14 protein-coding genes are annotated in these 18,429 nt (G+C 62.7%); 5 read left to right on the forward strand and 9 right to left on the reverse strand.

Annotated features, from left to right (window positions below):
- Positions 1 to 10: 10 nt before the first annotated feature.
- The 4 genes from RHM69_RS08885 to RHM69_RS08900 all read left to right on the forward strand — a co-directional run bounded on the left by RHM69_RS08885 (position 11) and on the right by RHM69_RS08900 (position 5,341).
- A complete protein-coding gene (locus RHM69_RS08885; RefSeq protein ID WP_200599293.1) occupies positions 11 to 1,279 on the forward strand; it encodes a Zn-dependent hydrolase in 1,269 nt (422 codons plus the stop codon).
- Positions 1,276 to 2,679 (forward strand): amidase, encoded by a 1,404-nt coding sequence (locus tag RHM69_RS08890; protein WP_200599294.1) that lies wholly within the window; start codon positions 1,276 to 1,278, stop codon positions 2,677 to 2,679. The genes RHM69_RS08885 and RHM69_RS08890 overlap by 4 nt, the downstream gene beginning before the upstream one ends.
- A gap of 735 nt (positions 2,680 to 3,414) precedes the next feature.
- Positions 3,415 to 4,278, forward strand: coding sequence for a LysR family transcriptional regulator (locus tag RHM69_RS08895; protein ID WP_014719042.1), 864 nt, complete (start codon positions 3,415 to 3,417; stop codon positions 4,276 to 4,278).
- A gap of 58 nt (positions 4,279 to 4,336) precedes the next feature.
- Positions 4,337 to 5,341 (forward strand): LacI family DNA-binding transcriptional regulator, encoded by a 1,005-nt coding sequence (locus RHM69_RS08900; RefSeq protein WP_200599296.1) that lies wholly within the window; start codon positions 4,337 to 4,339, stop codon positions 5,339 to 5,341.
- Here RHM69_RS08900 and RHM69_RS08905 read toward each other — a convergent pair.
- The 6 genes from RHM69_RS08905 to RHM69_RS08930 form a co-directional block, all read right to left on the reverse strand.
- Positions 5,338 to 6,063: an SDR family oxidoreductase gene (locus RHM69_RS08905; protein ID WP_014719044.1), complete on the reverse strand. Its 726-nt coding sequence runs from the start codon at positions 6,061 to 6,063 to the stop codon at positions 5,338 to 5,340. The genes RHM69_RS08900 and RHM69_RS08905 overlap by 4 nt on opposite strands.
- Positions 6,064 to 6,202: 139 nt before the next feature.
- Complete coding sequence (locus tag RHM69_RS08910) at positions 6,203 to 7,735, reverse strand: FGGY-family carbohydrate kinase (RefSeq protein WP_122301605.1); 1,533 nt, start codon at positions 7,733 to 7,735, stop codon at positions 6,203 to 6,205.
- Between the two features lies 1 nt (position 7,736).
- The gene (locus tag RHM69_RS08915; RefSeq protein WP_014719046.1) at positions 7,737 to 8,816 is read right to left on the reverse strand and encodes an erythritol/L-threitol dehydrogenase; all 1,080 of its coding nucleotides are present in this window, start codon (positions 8,814 to 8,816) and stop codon (positions 7,737 to 7,739) included.
- A 25-nt stretch (positions 8,817 to 8,841) separates the two neighbouring features.
- The gene (locus RHM69_RS08920) at positions 8,842 to 9,834 is read right to left on the reverse strand and encodes an ABC transporter permease (RefSeq protein WP_130174852.1); all 993 of its coding nucleotides are present in this window, start codon (positions 9,832 to 9,834) and stop codon (positions 8,842 to 8,844) included.
- Positions 9,800 to 11,308, reverse strand: coding sequence for a sugar ABC transporter ATP-binding protein (locus tag RHM69_RS08925; protein ID WP_200599298.1), 1,509 nt, complete (start codon positions 11,306 to 11,308; stop codon positions 9,800 to 9,802). The genes RHM69_RS08920 and RHM69_RS08925 overlap by 35 nt, the downstream gene beginning before the upstream one ends.
- Before the next feature lie 63 nt (positions 11,309 to 11,371).
- Positions 11,372 to 12,295, reverse strand: a complete 924-nt coding sequence (locus tag RHM69_RS08930) for a substrate-binding domain-containing protein (protein ID WP_014719049.1) — start codon at positions 12,293 to 12,295, stop codon at positions 11,372 to 11,374.
- 294 nt (positions 12,296 to 12,589) lie between these two features.
- On the opposite strand from RHM69_RS08930, the gene RHM69_RS08935 reads away from it, so the two are divergent.
- A complete protein-coding gene (locus RHM69_RS08935; RefSeq protein ID WP_038450634.1) occupies positions 12,590 to 13,291 on the forward strand; it encodes a sterol desaturase family protein in 702 nt (233 codons plus the stop codon).
- A gap of 5 nt (positions 13,292 to 13,296) precedes the next feature.
- Here the strand turns inward: RHM69_RS08935 and RHM69_RS08940 are convergent, their stop codons facing one another.
- The 3 genes from RHM69_RS08940 to RHM69_RS08950 all read right to left on the reverse strand — a co-directional run bounded on the left by RHM69_RS08940 (position 13,297) and on the right by RHM69_RS08950 (position 18,429).
- Positions 13,297 to 14,745 (reverse strand): hypothetical protein, encoded by a 1,449-nt coding sequence (locus tag RHM69_RS08940; RefSeq protein WP_200599300.1) that lies wholly within the window; start codon positions 14,743 to 14,745, stop codon positions 13,297 to 13,299.
- Between the two features lie 167 nt (positions 14,746 to 14,912).
- Positions 14,913 to 15,977 carry a lipocalin-like domain-containing protein gene (locus RHM69_RS08945; RefSeq protein ID WP_019821209.1) on the reverse strand — a complete coding sequence of 355 codons (1,065 nt, stop codon included), beginning with the start codon at positions 15,975 to 15,977 and terminating at the stop codon, positions 14,913 to 14,915.
- A complete protein-coding gene (locus RHM69_RS08950; protein WP_200599302.1) occupies positions 15,967 to 18,429 on the reverse strand; it encodes an ABC transporter permease in 2,463 nt (820 codons plus the stop codon). The genes RHM69_RS08945 and RHM69_RS08950 overlap by 11 nt, the downstream gene beginning before the upstream one ends.

Below are 18,429 nucleotides of genomic sequence, written 5' to 3' on the forward strand. Positions count from 1 at the left end.
GAGATTCCTGATGAATAGTCTTGCGCAACCGCTCCAGAGCAATGCCCCGCTGATCAACCGCGACCGCTTGTGGCAGTCGCTGATGGACCTGGCCCAACTCGGCGCCACGGCCAAGGGCGGCGTGTGTCGCCTGGCCCTCACCGACCTGGACCGCCAGGCCCGCGACCTGTTTGTGCAGTGGTGCGAGGCCGCCGGGTGCAGCATCAGTGTGGATGCCATCGGCAATATCTTCGCCCGCCGTCCTGGCCGCAACCCCGCCCTGCCCCCGGTCATGACCGGCAGCCATATCGACACCCAGCCCACCGGCGGAAAGTTCGACGGTTGCTACGGGGTAATGGCCGGGCTGGAAGTGATCCGCACGCTCAATGACTTGCAGATCGAAACCCAGGCGCCCATCGAAGTGGTGGTGTGGACCAACGAAGAAGGCTCGCGCTTCCCGCCGTGCATGATGGGCTCCGGGGTATTTGCCGGGAAGTTCGACCTGCAGGACACCCTCGACAAGCGCGACGACCAGGGCCTGTCGGTAGGCAGCGAATTGCAGCGCATCGGCTATGCCGGTTCGCGTGTGGTGCTGGGCCATCCGGTGGGCGCTTATTTCGAAGCGCATATCGAGCAAGGCCCGGTGCTGGAGGACCAGGCTATTACCCTGGGCGTGGTGATGGGCTGCCTGGGCCAGAAGTGGTTCGACCTGACTCTCACCGGCGTAGAGGCGCATGCGGGCCCTACGCCCATGCACCTGCGCAAGGATGCCCTGGTGGGCGCTGCCGAGGTGGTCAGCGCGGTCAACCGTATCGCCCATCAGCATCAGCCTCACGCCTGCGGCACCGTCGGCTGCCTGAACCTGCACCCTGGCTCGCGCAACGTGATCCCCGGCCAGGTGCACATGACCATCGACCTGCGTCACCTGCACGCCGACAAGCTGCAAGCCATGGTCGATGAAGTGCGTAGCGTGATCGAGGACTCCACTGCCCGCAACGGCTTGACGTTTGAACTGACGCCCACCGCCGACTTCCCGCCGCTGGACTTTCACCCGACCTGCGTCAACGCCGTGCGCGAGGCTGCCCAGGCATTGGGCTTGAGCCATATGGACATTGTCAGCGGTGCCGGGCATGACGCGATCTTCGTCGCTGAACTGGGCCCGGCCGGGATGATCTTTGTGCCGTGCGAAGGCGGCATCAGCCATAACGAAATCGAAAACGCCGCGCCGGATGACCTGGCGGCGGGTTGCGCGGTGTTGCTGCGCGCCATGGTCAAGGCGGCACAGGGGGATGTGGCATGAGCGAGATTGGCCAACTGACAGCGGTGCAACTGTTGCAGCACTTTCGCGACAAGACCTTGTCGCCCGTGGAGGTCACCGAAGACGCGTTGCTGCGCATCGAGCGCTATAACCCGGTGGTGAATGCCTACTGCCATGTCGACCCGCAAGGCGCCTTGGACGCTGCGCGGGCGTCGGAACAACGCTGGCTCAAGGGCGAACCCTGCGGGGCGCTGGATGGCGTGCCGGCGTCGATCAAAGACCTAACGCTGACGGTCGGTATGCCCACGCGCAAAGGCTCGCGCACCTCCAGTGCCGAGGGCCCGTGGGACGTGGACGCGCCCTTCTCGGCCTTCATGCGCAAGGCCGGCGCGGTGCTGCTGGGCAAGACCACCACCCCGGAATTCGGCTGGAAAGGCGTCACCGATAACCCGCTGTATGGCATCACCCGCAACCCGTGGGACACGCGCACCACCGCCGGTGGCTCGTCCGGGGGCGCCGCTGCGGCGGCGGCATTGAACCTGGGCGTGCTGCACCAGGGCAGCGACGCCGGCGGCTCGATCCGTATTCCCTGTGCGTTTACTGGCACCTTCGGGATCAAGCCGACTTTCGGCTATGTACCGCAATGGCCGGCCAGTTCCATGACGATTCTGTCGCACCTGGGGCCGATGACGCGCACCGTGGAAGACAGCGTGCTGATGCTGCAAGCCGTGGCGCGACCGGATGCACGGGACGGCTTGATCGGTGCGCCGCGAACCACGCCCTGGCTCATTCCAGGAACGGACTTGAAAGGGTTGCGTGTCGCCTATAGCCCCACGTTCGGCTATGTGAAAGTCGACCCGCAAGTTGCCCAGGTAGTGGATCGGGCTGTGCAGGGCCTGGTGCAACTGGGCGCCCATGTCGAGCAGATCGACCCCGGTTTCAGCGACCCGCTGGAGGTGTTCAGCACCCTATGGGCTGCCGGCGCAGCACGCCTGACCGGCACGATGAGCGAGGCGCAAAGGCAACTTCTGGACCCAGGGCTGCTACGCATTGCACAACGGGGCGAGCGCTTGAGCCTGGATGATTTCAACGCAGCCCTGGAAGCCCGGGCGGCGCTGGTCGCACAGATGGCGGCTTTCCATGAGCATTACGATGTGCTGGTGTCACCGATGATGCCGATCACCGCGTTCGAAGCCGGGCACAACGTACCGCCGGGTTCGGGAATGACTGAGTGGATGGAATGGACGCCGTTCACCTACCCGTTCAACCTCACCCAGCAACCGGCGGCGTCAGTGCCCTGCGGGTTGGCGGCAAATGGCTTGCCAGTGGGCTTGCATGTGGTGGGCGCGCGGTTTGCCGATGAGCAGGTGTTGAGGGTGTGTCACGCATATGCACAGGCATTCCCCACAGAACACTTGCACACACCGAGAAGCCCGACCTGAAATACCTACAACTGTGGGAGCTGGCTTGCCTGCGATAGCGCTGGTTCAGTCAGCACATTGGCCTCTGACACACCGCCGTCGCAGCTTCTACACAATTTTGTAGGTTGTAGCAGCCAACGGTAACCACGATGCGAAGCGAGCCGCTCTTGATCTGCTTTTGATCTTGATCTCAGGCGCCCCGTTAAACCACGCTGGCCGGAATTCGACAGGGATTTGGGGGGTAAACCGGCAGGGATGCCGGTTTAGCCGCCCCGCGCCATGGATGGCGCGTGGCGGCGGCCCCCCAAATCACTGGCGGATTACGGGCACACCGAGCCTAAGCGAGGTGCCGAGTGGTGGGGCAAGAGCGTTTTGCTTACTTTGCCGCTTTTGCAAAGTGAGCCGCCGTCAGGGCGGAACCCTAAGTGGCCGTTACCTAAATAACGGATATGTACGCGCTCTGATCCAACATCCCAGTTGACTGTCAGGCCGTCTTCGCAGGCAAGCCAGCTCCCACATAGGACTGCGGCGCGTCAGGTGGATAAGCGTCGCTGTCAGGCCGCCACGGGAGCAAGCTCCCTCGCCACAGATACAGCGTCGTACCAAAGTTATGTAGATACCTATGCTGCGATAGCGGTGTGTCAGAGGCCAATGGGCTAACTGAACCAGCGATTTCGCAGGCAAGCCAGCTCCCACATGGATCGCATTCCAATCCTGCATCGCTCTACAATGCCCCTATTCATCCCCGGGGGCTTCATGGACATCGAACTGGCACGCACCTTCCTCGAAATCACCCGCTGCGGCAGCCTGGCCGCAGCGGCCGAGAAACTGCACGTCACCCAGACCGCCATCACCGCTCGTGTCAAAAACCTCGAGAACCAGCTCGGCTGCACGCTGTTTGTGCGCAACCGTGCCGGTGCGCGGCTGACCGCCGACGGCGAGGCCTTCGTGGTGTACGCCAACCAGTTGCTGCAGACCTGGGAAGCGGCGCGACGCGACCTGCCGTTGCCCGATGGCTATCGCAATGTGCTGCATATCGGCGGAGAGGTCAGCCTGTGCAACCCATTGATGCTCGGCTGGGCCAAGGCGCTGCGCGAGCACATTCCGGGGCACGCGCTGCGCACCGAGGTGCGTGAAGGCGAGTACCTGCTGCGCCAACTGGAGTTGGGTGTGCTCGACGCCGCCTTGGTGTTCCAGCCGCAATACTGGCCGGGCTTGCAGGTGGAGCAGGTGCTGGAAGAAAAACTGATTCTGGTGCAACTGGCGAGCAAACCCTCGCCCTACGTGTATATCGACTGGGGCCAGGGTTTTCGCCAGCAACACGACGCCGCCCTGCCCGACCGTGCGCGTGCCGCGCTGAGTTTCAACCTGGGGCCGCTGGCGTTGCAGTACATTCTGGAAAACGGCGGTGCCGGCTACTTCCGCACACGGGTGGTGCAAAGCTACCTGGACAGCGGCGTGATGCAGCGCGTGCCCAAGGCGCCGGAATTCAGCTTTCCGACCTACCTGGTGTACTCGCGGGCGCGGGATTCGGCGGTGTTGCAGCAAGCCCTGGAACTGCTACGCGCGGTGGTGAAGGCCGAAGGCGACTGGTCGCAACGCTGGGATCCGCTGATTTGAATCACTCTACATCTGCGCACATGCTAGCCTGCTGGTGTTTCCTCTCGCAGCCTTACCGATGAACAAGAAAAAGTCCGTCACCATCAGCGACATTGCCAAACGGGTCGGCATGACCACCATTACGGTGTCCCGGGCCCTGAGCAAACCCGACCTGGTCAAACCCGCCACCCTGGCGCGCATTCTTGAAGTGGCTCGCGAGCTCGACTACGTGCCCAACGCCTTCGCCCGTGGGCTCAAGCGCAGTGAAAGCCTGATCATCGGGGTCATCACCGCGTCTGTAGACAACCCGTTCTACAGCGAGATGATCAAGGCCATTTCCCGCGAGGCGAAAAAGCACGGCTACACCATCATGCTGGTGGACACCGATGAACTTGAAGAACTCGAAAGCAAGGCAGTCGATACCCTCCTGGGCTACCGCGTGGCGGGGATCATCCTGTCGCCGGTTTCCGACGAGCCAAGCTACCAGCCCGACTACCTGGAGCGCCTGGGCAACGGCAAGACCCCGGTGATACTGCTCGATCGCACGATCCACGACAGCCCGTTCAGCCGTGTTGTGCTCGACAACTACCACAGCGGCCTGCAAGCCGCGCACTACCTGTTACGCCAAACCCCGAACCTCAAGCGCCTGCTGGTGCTGACCGGCCCCGAGCACTCGCGCATCAGCGTGGAGCGCCTCAAGGGCCTGCGCGAAGTGCTGGCCGAGCACCCCGACATTCAGGTCGAGGTGCAGGCGGGCGACTACACGCTGATGCCGGCTTATTTACATACTCTCGACTACCTGGCCGCACACTCGGCGCCGGATGCGATCATGGGCTTCAACCAGTTGATCACCCTAGGCGCCCTGCGCGCCTTGCGCATGCACAACATCGCCCATGACAGCCTGACCATCTGTGGCATCGACCGCCTGCCCTTCGCCGATATCTTCGGCGTGCCCATCGCTTGCGTAGCCCATGATGCATCCCTGGCCGGCAGCAGTGCCGTGCGCCTGCTACTTGACCGCCTGCAAGACCCGCACAAGCCACGGGACAAAGTGGTCATCGCCGGGCAGTTGGAAAACGGCTAGCGGCTGGTGTAGCCGCCGTCCACCGGCAGGCTGACGCCACTGATCATGCTCGCCGCGTCGCTAAGCAAAAACAGCACCGGTAGCGCCACTTCCGCCGGTTGCGCAAAACGCCCCAAAGGAATCGCTGCCAGCGCCGGGTCGCGCTTGGCCGGGTCGGACCAGGCCATGGCCGCCATCGGCGTCAAGGTCACGGTGGGGTTGACGCTGTTGACGCGTATGCGAAAACGGCCCCACTCGGCGCATTGCACGCGGGTGATCGCATCCAGTGCAGCCTTGGAGGCGCAGTAGCTCAGGTGATCGTCCAGCGCCACCAACGACGCCTGACTGGAGACGTTGACGATGCTGCCCGCCATGTTCGCTTCGATCATCTTTGCCGCGACCCGGCTGGCCACTTGCGCAGCGGCGCGGGCGTTGACGCTCATCACCTGGTCGAAGGCGCTGGCGCTGATGGCCGCGGCAGGCTCCAGGCGTGAGATACCGGCGCAGTTGACCAGACCGTGCAGAGGCGGCAAATCTTGCAGGGTTTTGTCGAGGGCGACGCTGTCAGCGATATCTACGCACAGGGTGTGGCACCCCAATGCAGCCAACGCCTGGGCATCGCGACCGAGAGCGAAGACTTCAGCGCCGCTGGCGATCAGTTGCTGGGCAATTTCGCGACCGATGCCGCTGCTGGCACCAGTGACGAGGATGCGCTGGTGCGAGAAGTCGAAGGTGGTAGTCATAAATAAAGATCTCAAAACCAATGAAGACCCACTGTGGGAGCTGGCTTGCCTGCGATAGCGGTGTATCAGCTCCCGATAAGGAGACTGACACTCCGCTATCGCAGGCAAGCCAGCTCCCACATTTTTGGACTGTGTTGAATCAGGTGGCTTGCAGGTTGTGCATGACCGGTTTCAGGGCCGGATACAGCTTCAGGTACTCGGCAAACGCCCGGTCATAGGTCATGACATTCTCCCGCTTGGGCTGCGCCCGCAATTGCAACTGCACCCAGCCGGTGTCCATCTGCCCATCACTCACCAGCCCCACCGTATGCGCCGCCAACAACGCCGCGCCCAGGGCTGCTTCTACCTCCTGCACGATGGTGTAGACGGGGTAGCGTGTGACATCGGCGATGATCTGCATCCATAGATCCGAATGGCTGGCCCCACCCACCACGATCAAGCGCGGGTCCAGGGAGTGCGCGCCTTGAGTACCCGCTTCGATATTGTGGCGCAGGGCAAAACTCACGCCCTCCAGCACCGCGCGGTACAGGTGAAAGCGGCTGTGGTAGAGGTTGAGCCCGACAAAACTGCCGCTGGCGCGGTCATCCCACACCGGGCTGCGCTCGCCCATCAAGTAAGGCAAAAACACCACGCCTTCGCTGCCTGCCGGAATCTTCATCGCGCTCTGCTCCAGCAGCGCCAGGCTGTCTTGCCCCGTGGCCTGGGCCTGCTGTTCTTCGGCCTGGCAGAACTGCTCGCGAAACCAGCTGACCGAGGCCCCGGCGGTGATCGCACCGCCGAAGATGTACAGGTCGCGGTGGCCGTTGTAGACGTGGGGCATGCTCACCAAACCGTGACGTGCATCCACCTGCTGGTTCAGGTAGCCCCAGCACATGCTGGTGCCGATCATCGCCACATGATTGCCTGGCTGAGTGACACCCGCCGCCAGGGTCGCCATGGCCGCGTCCACGCCCCCAGCGAGGATCGGCGTGCCCGCCTGCAAGCCAAGGCGTGCGGCCCAGTCTGCAAGCAAACCACCCACCACCTCGCCGGAATACAGCAACCGCTGGGGCATCATCGACTGCGCGATACCCAACGCCTCCAGCATCTCGCCTGACCAGTTGCGCGCCGCCACGTCGTAGACACCACCGATATTCCCGGCGCTGCTGTGGTCCACCGCCAACTCGCCGGTCAGGCACCAATTGATGTAGCTGTTGGGCGGCAACAGGTAACGGGTATCCGCCCACACCTGAGGCTGGTGCTGCTTGAGCCAGAGCATCTTGGTGAAGCCGTAGTAGCTGTCCACCGAGTTGCCGGTGATGGCGAACAAGCGCTCCAGGTCCACATGCTCACGCACCCAGGCCACCTGCTCGCCGGCGCGGCGGTCCATCCAGATCAGGCACGGGTACAGCGGCGTCATCTGCGCATCCACAGCAATGCCCGAACCACCGTACAAACTGCTGATGCACAGCGCCTTGACCAGCGGCGCCGGCACCCCGGCCTTGGCCATGCACTGGGCCACGCAAGTTTCGACAGCATCCAGCCACACCTGCGGCCACTGCTCGGCCCAGCGCACTTTCGGGGTGTCCACCCGGTAGCCGTGGCTATGCTGGGCGATGATCGTGCCTTGGGCATCCACCAGCAGCGCCTTGGTGCTCTGGGTGCCAATGTCTACACCGATGACGTAGTCCATCTCAGAGCACCGGCTTCAACAGCACCTTGATCGACTTGGTCGAATTGGCCAGTTCAAACGCCTCGGCCCAGTCGTCCAGCGGGAAATCATGGGTGACGATGCCTTGGGAGGTGACCAGGCCACGCTCGAACAGGTCGATGGCGATCGGGTAGCAATACGGGCCCAGGTGCGCGCCGCGCACGTCGAGCTCCTTGCGGTCGCCGATGATCGACCAGTCCACACTGGTCTCGGCGCCAAACACGCTGAACTCGACAAAGCGCCCGAGCTTGCGGATCAGGTCCAGGCCCTGGGTGACGCCGGCCGGTACGCCGGTGGTTTCGATATAGACGTCACAGCCGTAGTTGTCCGTCAGCCCGTTGATGATCTCGCGAGCGTTGTCACGGGCGGGGTTGATCACCACATCGGCGCCGAACTTTTTCGCCAGTTCCAGGCGCTCGTCGACCATGTCGATCACCACCAGTTTTTTCGGGGTCTTCAGCGCGGCGACCTGGACCATGCACAGGCCAAGGGTACCCGCGCCGGCAATCACCACCACGTCGTCGAGCTGGATATCGCCACGGTTGACGGTATGGATCGAGCAGGCCATCGGCTCCACCAGCGCCGAGTCTTCAAGGGACACCGATTCGGGGATCTTGTGCACGATGGCGGTCTTGGGAATGCGCATGTACTGGGCCATGCCGCCTTCGGCCACTTCGCGCTGGAAGCCGAAGATGTTGTGCACTTCGCACATCCAGTATTTGCCTGATTTGCAGAAGCGGCATTTGCCACACGGCACGATCTGTTCGGCGATGACCTTGTCACCGACCTTGACCTCAAAGTGCTCCTCGGCGCCCTCGCCGGCTTCGACCACGTAGCCGAAAAATTCGTGGCCCGGTACTACCGGCGCCTTGACCCAGGGGTTGTCGCCGCCCCAGAACATCGCCGCGCCCGAGTGGCACTTGCAGTCACTGGCGCAGATGCCGCAGGCGGCGATACGGATCACCAGCTCATTGGTACGCGCCTGGGGTTTGCCGATGCGCTCCAGGCGGTAGTCTTTCGGGCCGTGGCAGACGACGGCTTGCATGTGAGTGTGCTTGTCCATGTGTTCGGTCCTGTGTAGTGAAGTATTAACGATGGCGCTGACGGCTGATGAAAATCGCCAGCAAGATGATCCCGCCCTTGATCACGCTCTGGACGTAGGGCGACACGCCAAGCATGTTCAATCCGTTGTTCAACACGCCCAGTAGCATGGCGCCGAGCAAGGTGCCGATGATCACTCCGCGGCCGCCGGCAATCGACGCACCACCCAGTACCACGGCGGCAATCGCATCCAGCTCGAACGACACGCCGGCATTCGGCTGGCCGCTCATCAAGCGCGAGGTGAGCACCAGCCCGGCAATCGCGGCGGTGAAGCCGCTGATGCCATACACCAGCAGCTTGAAACGCGCCGCTCGCACCCCGGACAAGCGCACCGCTTCTTCATTGCCGCCGATGGCGTAGATGTAGCGGCCGATGCGGGTGTGTTGCAGCAGCACATAGGCCGCCAGGTAGGTGATCAGCATGATCAGGATCGGCACCTGCAGGCCAAACACACTGGCGCGACCGAAGAATGCGAACCACTCTGGCAAGCCGGAAATCGGGTAGCCGTCGGTGTACATCAGCCCGAACCCACGGGCGATGCCCATGGTCGCCAGGGTGACGATGATCGGCGGCATATGCAGGTACGCCACGAACAGCCCGTTGCCGATGCCGAAGGCCACGCCCACCAGCAGCCCCATGCCAATCGCCAGGCCCGGCGGCAACCCGGCGACCATCAGCCCGGCGGTCAAGGTGCCGGACAACGCCATCACCGGCCCCACCGACAAGTCGATACCGCCGGTGAGAATCACGCAGGTCATGCCCACCGCGATGATGGCGTTGATCGACACCTGGCGGGCGATGTTGGAGAGGTTGCTGGCGGTGAGGAAGGTGTCACTGGCGAGGATCATCACCAGGGTCACCACCACCAGCCCGACAAAGGGATAAAACGCCGGCGAACGCAGCAGCCGCGCCAGGTTCAGGCGCAACCGGCCGGTGCCGGCGGTGTTAATGGACGTATTCACTTGAGCCCCCTGTTGCATGGCGCATGACCTCTTGAGGATTGACGGCGGACGCTTCCAGTACTTTGACGATGGCGCCCTTGTGGAACACGGCGACGCGGTCGCACATGCCGATGACTTCGGGCAGCTCGGAGGAAATCATGATGATCGCGTAGCCCTGTTCGGTGAGGCTGCGCATCAACGCGTAGATCTGCGCCTTGGCCCCCACATCGATGCCGCGTGTCGGTTCGTCGAACACCAGCACGTCGCAGTGGTGGTTGATCCAGCGGGCGATCACGACTTTTTGCTGGTTGCCGCCGCTGAGGTTCACCACAAGGCTTTCGCCACTGGGCGCCTTGATCGACAGCTGGCGCATCAGCGCTTCGACGCTGGCGCACTCGCGGGCCTTGTCGATCAGGCCCGAGGCGTGCTGATACTTGGGCAAATTGTTCAGGGAGATATTTTCGCGAATGCTGAAGGCGGTGATCAGCCCTTCGCTCTTGCGGCTTTCGGGGAGCAGGCCGATGCCGTGGGCCAGGGCTTGAGCCGGGTCATCGAGGCTGACTTTTTCCCCGCGCAGCCACACGTCTTTGCTCATCGTGGGCAGCGCGCCCATCATGCCCAGGGCCAGCTCGGTGCGGCCCGAGCCCACCAGGCCGGCGAAGCCCAGGATCTCGCCTTTGTGCAAATTGAAACGGTTGTGGGGGCCGTTGCGCACCAGCTGGATATCCTTGACCTCCAGCAGCAAGGGGCCGCGTTCGCTGCTGGGTTTGGGCGGGAAACTGCATTCCAGTCGGCGGCCGACCATCATCTCGACCAAGTGATCGATATCGCTGCCGGCCACTTCGGTAACGCCTGCATTGCTGCCGTCGCGCAGGACGCTGATGCGGTCGCAGACCTGGAAAATCTCTTCCAGATGGTGCGAGATAAAAATCACCGCCACGCCTTGGCGCTTGAGTTCGCGCATGATCTCGAACAGCAACTCGGCCTCACTGGGAGTCAGTGTCGCGGTCGGCTCATCGAGCACCAGCAGGCGTGCATCCAGGGCCAGGGCCTTGGCGATTTCGACAAACTGCTGCTCGGCCACGCTCAGGTGCTTGACCGCGCAGTGCAGGTCAATGCTGACCCCGAGGCGCTGGAACAACGCCTGCGCGGCCTCGGCCATTTCGCGTTTGCGCAACAGGCCGAAGCGGTTGCTCAGCTCATGGCCAAGGAAGATATTTTCTACCGCCGTGAGGTAGGGAATCAGGCTGAATTCCTGGAACACAATGCCAATCCCGGCGGCAATCGCATCCCGATAGGTCGCAAATTGTCGGGCCTGCCCATCGATAAGGATCTGCCCTTCGTCCTGGTGCTCGACCCCGCCCAGAATCTTCATCAGGGTGGATTTGCCCGCGCCATTTTCCCCGAGCAAGGCGTGGATTTCGCCGCGCTCCACTTGCAGGTTGATGGCCTTGAGGGCCTGCACCCCAGGGTAACGCTTACAGATGTTTTCCAGCTTCAGAAGACTGCTCATACCGCCGACCTCGCACTCAGAAGGAAGACCTGGGCCCCACGAACTACGCGGGGCCTGGGGGGTTTACCAGCTGAAGTCCTTGGCCTTGGCCTGGTCGATCAGGGTGATGTCCACCGGCACGCTGGCCGGTACTTGGGCGCCCCACTTCTTGGCCAGGGCAATGCCCAGGGCGAGGCGGATCTGGTCGCGGGGGTATTGGGCCGAGGTGGCGATGAAATGGCTGCCGGGTTTCTGGATCGCCTTGATCGCTTCCGGCGCACCGTCGACGCTGACCAGCTTCACGTCCATACCGCTGGCTTCGATGGCCGACAGCGCGCCGAGGGAGCCATTGTCATTCACGCTGAAAATGCCCTTGAGGGTAGGCTGGGCCTGCAACATGTTTTCGGTGACGGTCAGGGCCTGATCGCGTTCCTGTTTGCCGTTCTGGATGCTGACAATCTTGATGTCCGGGTGCTTGGCCACCGCCTCTTTGCAGCCGCGCACACGTTCGAGGATCGGCACCACGGCGATGCCGTCAAGGATAGCGATATTGCCTTTGTCACCGATGGTTTTAGCCAGGTACTCACAGGCCTGGAAACCAGCGTCGAAGTTCTTCGAGCCCACGAACGAATCCAACGGGCCATCTGCCTGGGCATCCACCGCCACCACTACGACGCCGGCAGCATGGGCCGACTTGACGGCCGATTGCACGCCGACGGAGTCAGTGGGGTTGATCAACAGGATGTCGATGCCCTTTTGCAGCATGTCTTCGACATCACTGACCTGCTTGGACACGTCGTGGCGGGCGTCAGTGATGATCAACTTGGCACCGATGGTCGCGCCGGCTTCTTCCAGGGCGTTTTTCATGGTGACGAAATAGGGGTTGTTGATTTCCTGGAACGAGGCGCCGATGCGGATGGGCTTGGCGGCGTCGGCAAACGCGGGGGTCGCGCTGCCCAGGGTGATGCTGGCAGCCAGTAAACACAGGGTTTTTGGGAGCATTTTCATGGCGTGGATCTCTGTTTTGTTTTTATTTTTAGAGCAAATGTTATCGTTAACATTTTGCCAGAAGCTAACAATTAATTCAGACCTGTGCAAGTCTCCACTGGTCGGCCTCGGGCAAAAATATGTGAGCTGGCTTGCCTGCGATAGCGCAGTGTCAGTCTACTGATCTGGCCCTGATACACCGCCATCGCAGGCAAGCCAGCTCCCACAGGGCGATGAGGTGGTCAGTAAAAACTCGCACATCCGCTTACGCCAACTAAGCTCAGCCTCAAATAAAAACACAGCGAGCAGCCGGCCATGCCCCACCCGACCGAGACTTTCCGCGACCGTTACCGCGCAAGCGTCAACCCGCGTTACAACCCCTGGCTGCACGCCGCATTCGTGCTTGGCTACGGCATCGCCTGCATCACGCTGGCCTGGTCCTCCACCGCCGATATCACCGCCCTCCAGTGGCTGACCGTGCCCTTGAGCCTGCTGTTTTTCAACCTGTGTATCTATCTCGTGCACCGCCACCTGGGCCATCACAAACATGCCTTCGCCCGGCTGTTCTACGCACGCCACACTGGCGACCACCACAGCTTCTTCACCCCTGATCACATGACTTACGACAGCCCCCGGGACTGGCGCGTCATCCTGTTTCCAGCCTGGCTGATCGTGCTGCACAGCCTGGCCATCACCCTCCCCGCCTGGTGGCTGCTCAGCCAACTGAGCCCCAACGTTGCCGGGTTGTTTGCAGGCTGCATGATCCTTGGCTACCTGCTCTACGAAGTGTTCCATGCCTGCGAACACCTGCCTGCCGAACACCCGGTGGCACGCCTACCGTGGATTCGCCAGATGCATCGCCTGCACGCCTTGCATCACCGTCGTGAGCTGATGCAGGGACGTAACTTCAACATCGTGCTGCCGTTGATGGACTATCTATTTGGCACTTTGCATTGGGAACCCGCGGTAAAAAAAAGGGGCAGTCCAACTGGACTGCCCCCCGCTTCACACACATAGATCAATCAGCGCACGATAGTCTGGCTGCAGATGTGGCCGAGGCTGACGTATTGGACGGTATTGCCACCCACGCCCACACCAGGGAACTCCCTGAGCTCGATGCGCCAGCCGCCCTCGTTGAACCAGGTTTCCCAGTTGTAGGTCTGGCCCGAGGCGCTGTCCGGGTAGCGCACTTTGTAGTCCCCAGAGCAGGTGCCCAGCGCGACATTCCCCGAGGCCGCGCCGGTGATGCCAGTCTTGGCCTCATAGTCGACCCAGTTGTAAGTGGCGCCAAAATGCTTGTCGACCCGCAGTACAGGAGTGACGCCGCGCAGGGGCTCGCCAGTGCTGTCTGACCACTGGGTGCTCCAGCTCAGATTGCGAGCCGCCTGGGTGGCCAGTTGGAAGATCGAGCTGGGAATCCGCACCACGTTATCGCCGTTCACATTGTGCTGGTTCAGGCGTGGCGCCGAGCCGAGGGTCAGCTTGTATTGAGCCTGAGGGTTCAATGCCACCGCCGGGTTGGCCCGCACGCGCACCTTGACCGTGTAGCCCGGCGTCAGGTTGGGATAGGTAGAAGTAGAGCCCTGCGGGACTTCCACCCACTGGGTGCCATCGAACCGTTCGAAGATCCACTGGTTACGCGTGCCCGCACCGTCATCGCCCAGGAACATGCCCACACCTTGGCCACGCAACGAGACGAAGGAGAAGTAATCCACGTCATTGACGCTGTCGAGGTTACCGGTCACCTGGTTCAAGGCATCCGGCAGCGCGAACGCGGTTTGCTCAGTGTCGTTGGGCTCGTAGGCATCAATATTGCTGTCCACTGCCACACCGAAACTGAACTGCGAGTTGCTCGTGGCATTGGCCACCATGAACCAGTAGTAGTCACCAGCCGGCAACACGCCGTTGAGGTATTCATCGGCACTGCCGGGGTTATCCGAGGTGCCCAACGGCGTCAGGTTGCCTTGGCCGTCGTCATGGAACAGCGTCAACGACATATCCGTGCCGGCACTCTGGTTCAGCAGCTGCACCTGGATTCGCGCGTTTTTCGGCAGGTTGAAGTGGTAAGCGATTTGCGCGCCGGTCTCCACACCGGTGAGAGTGTAAAGCGTGTTGATATCCAAGGTGGGAAACAACGGCGTGAAGGCTGCAACCGCGGCCTGTTTCATGTGCGCCGAGTCAGGTTTTTCCAGCTGGCCAACCGGGGAGTCGATCGCCACATTACCGACGGCTGCCTTGCTTTTTTTGACGACGTTGGACTGCCCGGTCTTGGCCGCATTAAGCTTTTGCTTGAGCTCGCCCGAGACGCTGGCCTTTTCCAGCGTACCGCCAGGTTTCAACGCTTTGTCCACGGCCTGCTTGACCGCCTGCGCGCTGAGTTTTGCCGGGGTTTGCTCGGCCAGGGCAAAGGCCGAAACGAAGCAAGAGGCCGCCATGGCCGCGCCCAGAATGAAGGCTTTTTTCGATTTCATTTTTTATCCATCCATAGTTAAAAAATTGAAGCTCAGGTAACCGGTGACATCCGGTCACCTGGGATGGACTGTAGGACAAGACTGTATGCATGTACAGTATTTTTTAAAAAATCTGTGAGAGTATTACCCGTCGAGTCGTAGGGAAAAATTAACTCAGCTGTAGCCTCCTAGTAGCCCGTCATCTCCAAATACCCCACCCCACCCTCAAACCGCACCGGCCCTTCCCAGTACGGAATACCCAGGTCCATCCACGCCTTCGGGTTGACGGCTTCGGTGGTGATGTCCAGCTGTTTGCCGGGAATTTTCAGCGACCAGCGTGTGGGAATGTTGCGCCCGTCGATGGCCGTGGTGGTCAGCGGTGTGAGTTGGATGTCGCTGTTGTGCAAGGTCTGGGTGTGGCCCTGGGCGTCGATCCAGGTGCCGGTGAGGTAACCGTCGCTGTCTTTCTGCCGCACGCGAAACAGCATCAGCTGCGCGCCGCGGTCCAGGTGCAGGGAGAACCAGTCCCAGCCGGTCTGGCTGGCGGCCAGGGGTTGGCTGCTCCACTCGCGGTCGAGCCAGGCTGGGCCGCTGACCTGGTAGGTATGGCCGTCGAGGCTGACGCTGCCGTTGGCAGTGAAAAACGGCTGGCTGTAGTAGTACGACGCCTGGCCCTGGTCGGATTTGCGGCTGTAGCCATGGTCGCCTTGCAGCACCAGCGGGCGGCTGGAGGTCAGGTGCAGATCGTAGGCAAATTGCGCGCCACTGGCCTTGAGTTGCATGTCGGCCAAGGGGCTGGCGGTGCCGGGGCGGCTGGCGAAGTTCCAGTCGTCGATCCAGGCGTTGAATGGCTCTGCCTGAGCCCCAGCCTGGCCGACGCCACCCCGAGCCAGGCGTTCGGCGGCGTAGTGCCGGGTGGCCGAGGTGACGGCGGCGTGGCCGAGCCACACGGTTGAATCGCGCCAGCCCGGTTGGACGGGACCGGCCTTCAATGCGTTGCGAAACAGCGTCCATTGCACGCCGAAGACATTGCCTTGGGCATCCTTGAGGTTGGCCGTGACGTACCACCATTCGATACGAAAGCCGTCATGGGGCCCGTGGTCCTCGGGAAAGCTGAAGACTTTGCCGGGCACCACCTGGGCAAAGTCCGCCGCATCGCTGCCCAGCCCGGCGAAACTGTCCTCGGGTGCGGGCGCCTGGTCGCAGCCGCTCAGCAGTAACCAGGCGATGCACGCCAATGCCTTAATCTTCATGGGCGAACGTCCTCAACAAATCCGCCGGGCGGCTGCGGTACAGCTGCCAGAGGGGCCAGGCCGACGCGAGCAAGGTGGCAAGCATCGCCAGCCCCAGCAATTGCGCAAGCTGCCCGGGGAATACTTGCAACGGCAGGCGCCAGCCGAAGGCCTGCACGTTGATCACCGCATCCAGGCACCACGCCAGCAACAGCCCCAGCGGCAACGCCAGGATCAATGTGAGTACCGCCAGCAGCCAGGTCTGGCCGAGGTTGAGCAGCATCAATTGTCGGCGCGTCACGCCCAGCGCCCACAACGGCGCGAGTTGGCCGAGGCGGCTTTGGCTCTGGGTCAGCAAGCTGATGAACAATGCCACGCCGGCGACGCCAAGGGTCAGGCTGTTCAACGCCGCGGTGGCGGCGAAGGTGCGTTCGAAGACTTGGCTGGACCACCCTTTGAGTTGCTGTTGATCGACGATGCGGCTGTCTTCCAGGGCGAACTCACGCTGCACTTCACGGATCAGCGGCGGCACGTCAGCGGGCGCCACCCGCAGGTTGAAGCGCGCCGGTGAGAGCGTCGGCCAATGCGCCAACAGATGCTCGGCATTGACCAGCAGATGGCCCTTGGGGTTGCCGTAGTCGGCATAGATGCCGACGATCTTCGGCGCCCAGGTGCCCTGCGGAGTGGGGATGGACACCGTGTCGCCCAGTTGCACCTTCAGGCGTCGCGCCAGTTGTTCGCTGAGCATCAGGCTGTCGTCTTGCAGCAAGCGGTCCCAGGGCGCGTCCACCGCCTCCAGCAGCGGCCAGTGTTGACGATAAGTGGGGTTGTCGACCACGCCGAACACCTCCGCGGGCCAGCCTTGCAGTTGCACCGCCACCTGCCAGGCGGGCAATACGGCCTGCACCAGGGGCTGACGGGTCAACCACGTTTTCAGTTGCTCGGCCTGCTGCGGATTTTGCGGGTTGAGGTACAGCTCGGCGGTGAGACGCTGCTCCAGCCAATGGGTGAAGGTCTGGCGAAAGCCCGAGGTCATGGAGCCGGCGCCGATATTCGCCGCCAGGGCCAACAGCAACGCCATCAGCGCCAGGCTCAAGGCCGGCAGTTGTTGGCGGCAATCGGCCAGGAACCACTGGCCCAGCACCGAGCGGCTGCGCCCCAGCACCGCTTTCAATAACCCGTTGAGCAGCACCGGCAACGCCAACGCCGCGCCCAACAGCAAGGCCGCCATCAGCACAAACCCGGCGGCCAGGCTATCGCCCAGCCACAGTGCCAGCAACGCGATCAGCAAGGCGGCGGATGCCACCCAGCCCTGGCGCCGCAGCCAGCGCCCATGGGCTTGATGCCAGGCTTGGGCGTTGGCCAGCGCGAGTAACGGCAAACGCGCTGCGCGCCACAGGCTGCTGGCTCCGGCGAGCAACGCGCCGAGCAGGCTCACGCCCAGGCCGGCCAGCCACCACCAGGGGCTCAAGTTCAATTGGCCAGCGACTTCGGCGCCGTACAGGCCACGCAAACTGGCGGCGACATCCGGCAGCAACAGGCTGGCCAGCAGGTAGCCGCTGGCGATACCGAGCACACCGCTCAACACCGCCAAACACCCCAATTCAATGCCCAGGCTCAGGATCAACATGCGTGCGCTGACCCCACAGGCGCGCAAGGTTCGCAGCAGGCCACGGCGCTGTTCCAGGGCCAGGCCGATGGCCGCATGCACGATAAACAACCCCACCACAAAGGATAAAAAACCCACCGCATCCAGGTTCAGGTGAAAGCTCTCGGTGAGGCGTGACAGGTTGTTGTCCTCGCCCTGCTTGAGTTGCAACGCGGCGGGTGGCGCGGGGTGGCGGGCGGCGAAGGTGTTGTCCAACAGTAGGCGCGACAGGCGCCCAGGCATGTTGAGCAGGGGTTGGGCAAAGCCGATATCGGTCAGCAACAGGCCCGGCGCCATATCCGCTTGCACCTGCAACGGTGGCAGGCGTTGCCCGGTGGACGTCAGCGGCTGCTCGCCCGCCTGCAACCCCAGCGCCTCTAACGTTTGCGCAGCGACCCAGGTACGCCCCGGCGGCTCGAAAAACGCCAGCATCTGCGCCTGGCTCAAGCGTTGCCCCGCCACGCTGCCGCTGCCGGGCAACGACACAGGGTCGATGCCCATCAATTGCAGACGCTGTTGCTCATGTCCCTTGAGCACCACCCGCCCCTGCACCACCGGGGATACCGGCCAGCCGGCGCGGCGCAGCTCGGCAAACAGTGCCTGGGGGAAACTGGCGGCGTCCGGCGCAACCAGGCTGGCTTGGGGTTCGCCACCGATCAATTGGCTGGCGCGTGCGTAGCTGTCCCGCGCCTGGCTGTTGAGGGCCTGCACGCCGGTCAGTAGCGCGGTGGCCAGCCACAAGCCGGTGAGCACGCTGAAAAATTGCACCGGATGGCGCCGCCAGTGGCTCAGCAATGCGCGTAGCGTCCAGTAAAACAGCGCCAT

The organism is Pseudomonas sp. CCI1.1, assembly GCF_034348165.1.
GTDB classification, from domain to species: domain Bacteria; phylum Pseudomonadota; class Gammaproteobacteria; order Pseudomonadales; family Pseudomonadaceae; genus Aquipseudomonas; species Aquipseudomonas paracarnis.

Coding starts and splice junctions, on each gene's coding strand:
- RHM69_RS08885 (WP_200599293.1), top strand. CDS start 11: ATGAATAGTCTTGCGCAACCGCTCCAGAGCAATGCCCCGCTGATCAAC.
- RHM69_RS08890 (WP_200599294.1), top strand. CDS start 1,276: ATGAGCGAGATTGGCCAACTGACAGCGGTGCAACTGTTGCAGCACTTT.
- RHM69_RS08895 (WP_014719042.1), top strand. CDS start 3,415: ATGGACATCGAACTGGCACGCACCTTCCTCGAAATCACCCGCTGCGGC.
- RHM69_RS08900 (WP_200599296.1), top strand. CDS start 4,337: ATGAACAAGAAAAAGTCCGTCACCATCAGCGACATTGCCAAACGGGTC.
- RHM69_RS08905 (WP_014719044.1), bottom strand. CDS start 6,063: ATGACTACCACCTTCGACTTCTCGCACCAGCGCATCCTCGTCACTGGT.
- RHM69_RS08910 (WP_122301605.1), bottom strand. CDS start 7,735: ATGGACTACGTCATCGGTGTAGACATTGGCACCCAGAGCACCAAGGCG.
- RHM69_RS08915 (WP_014719046.1), bottom strand. CDS start 8,816: ATGGACAAGCACACTCACATGCAAGCCGTCGTCTGCCACGGCCCGAAA.
- RHM69_RS08920 (WP_130174852.1), bottom strand. CDS start 9,834: ATGCAACAGGGGGCTCAAGTGAATACGTCCATTAACACCGCCGGCACC.
- RHM69_RS08925 (WP_200599298.1), bottom strand. CDS start 11,308: ATGAGCAGTCTTCTGAAGCTGGAAAACATCTGTAAGCGTTACCCTGGG.
- RHM69_RS08930 (WP_014719049.1), bottom strand. CDS start 12,295: ATGAAAATGCTCCCAAAAACCCTGTGTTTACTGGCTGCCAGCATCACC.
- RHM69_RS08935 (WP_038450634.1), top strand. CDS start 12,590: ATGCCCCACCCGACCGAGACTTTCCGCGACCGTTACCGCGCAAGCGTC.
- RHM69_RS08940 (WP_200599300.1), bottom strand. CDS start 14,745: ATGAAATCGAAAAAAGCCTTCATTCTGGGCGCGGCCATGGCGGCCTCT.
- RHM69_RS08945 (WP_019821209.1), bottom strand. CDS start 15,977: ATGAAGATTAAGGCATTGGCGTGCATCGCCTGGTTACTGCTGAGCGGC.
- RHM69_RS08950 (WP_200599302.1), bottom strand. CDS start 18,429: ATGGCGCTGTTTTACTGGACGCTACGCGCATTGCTGAGCCACTGGCGG.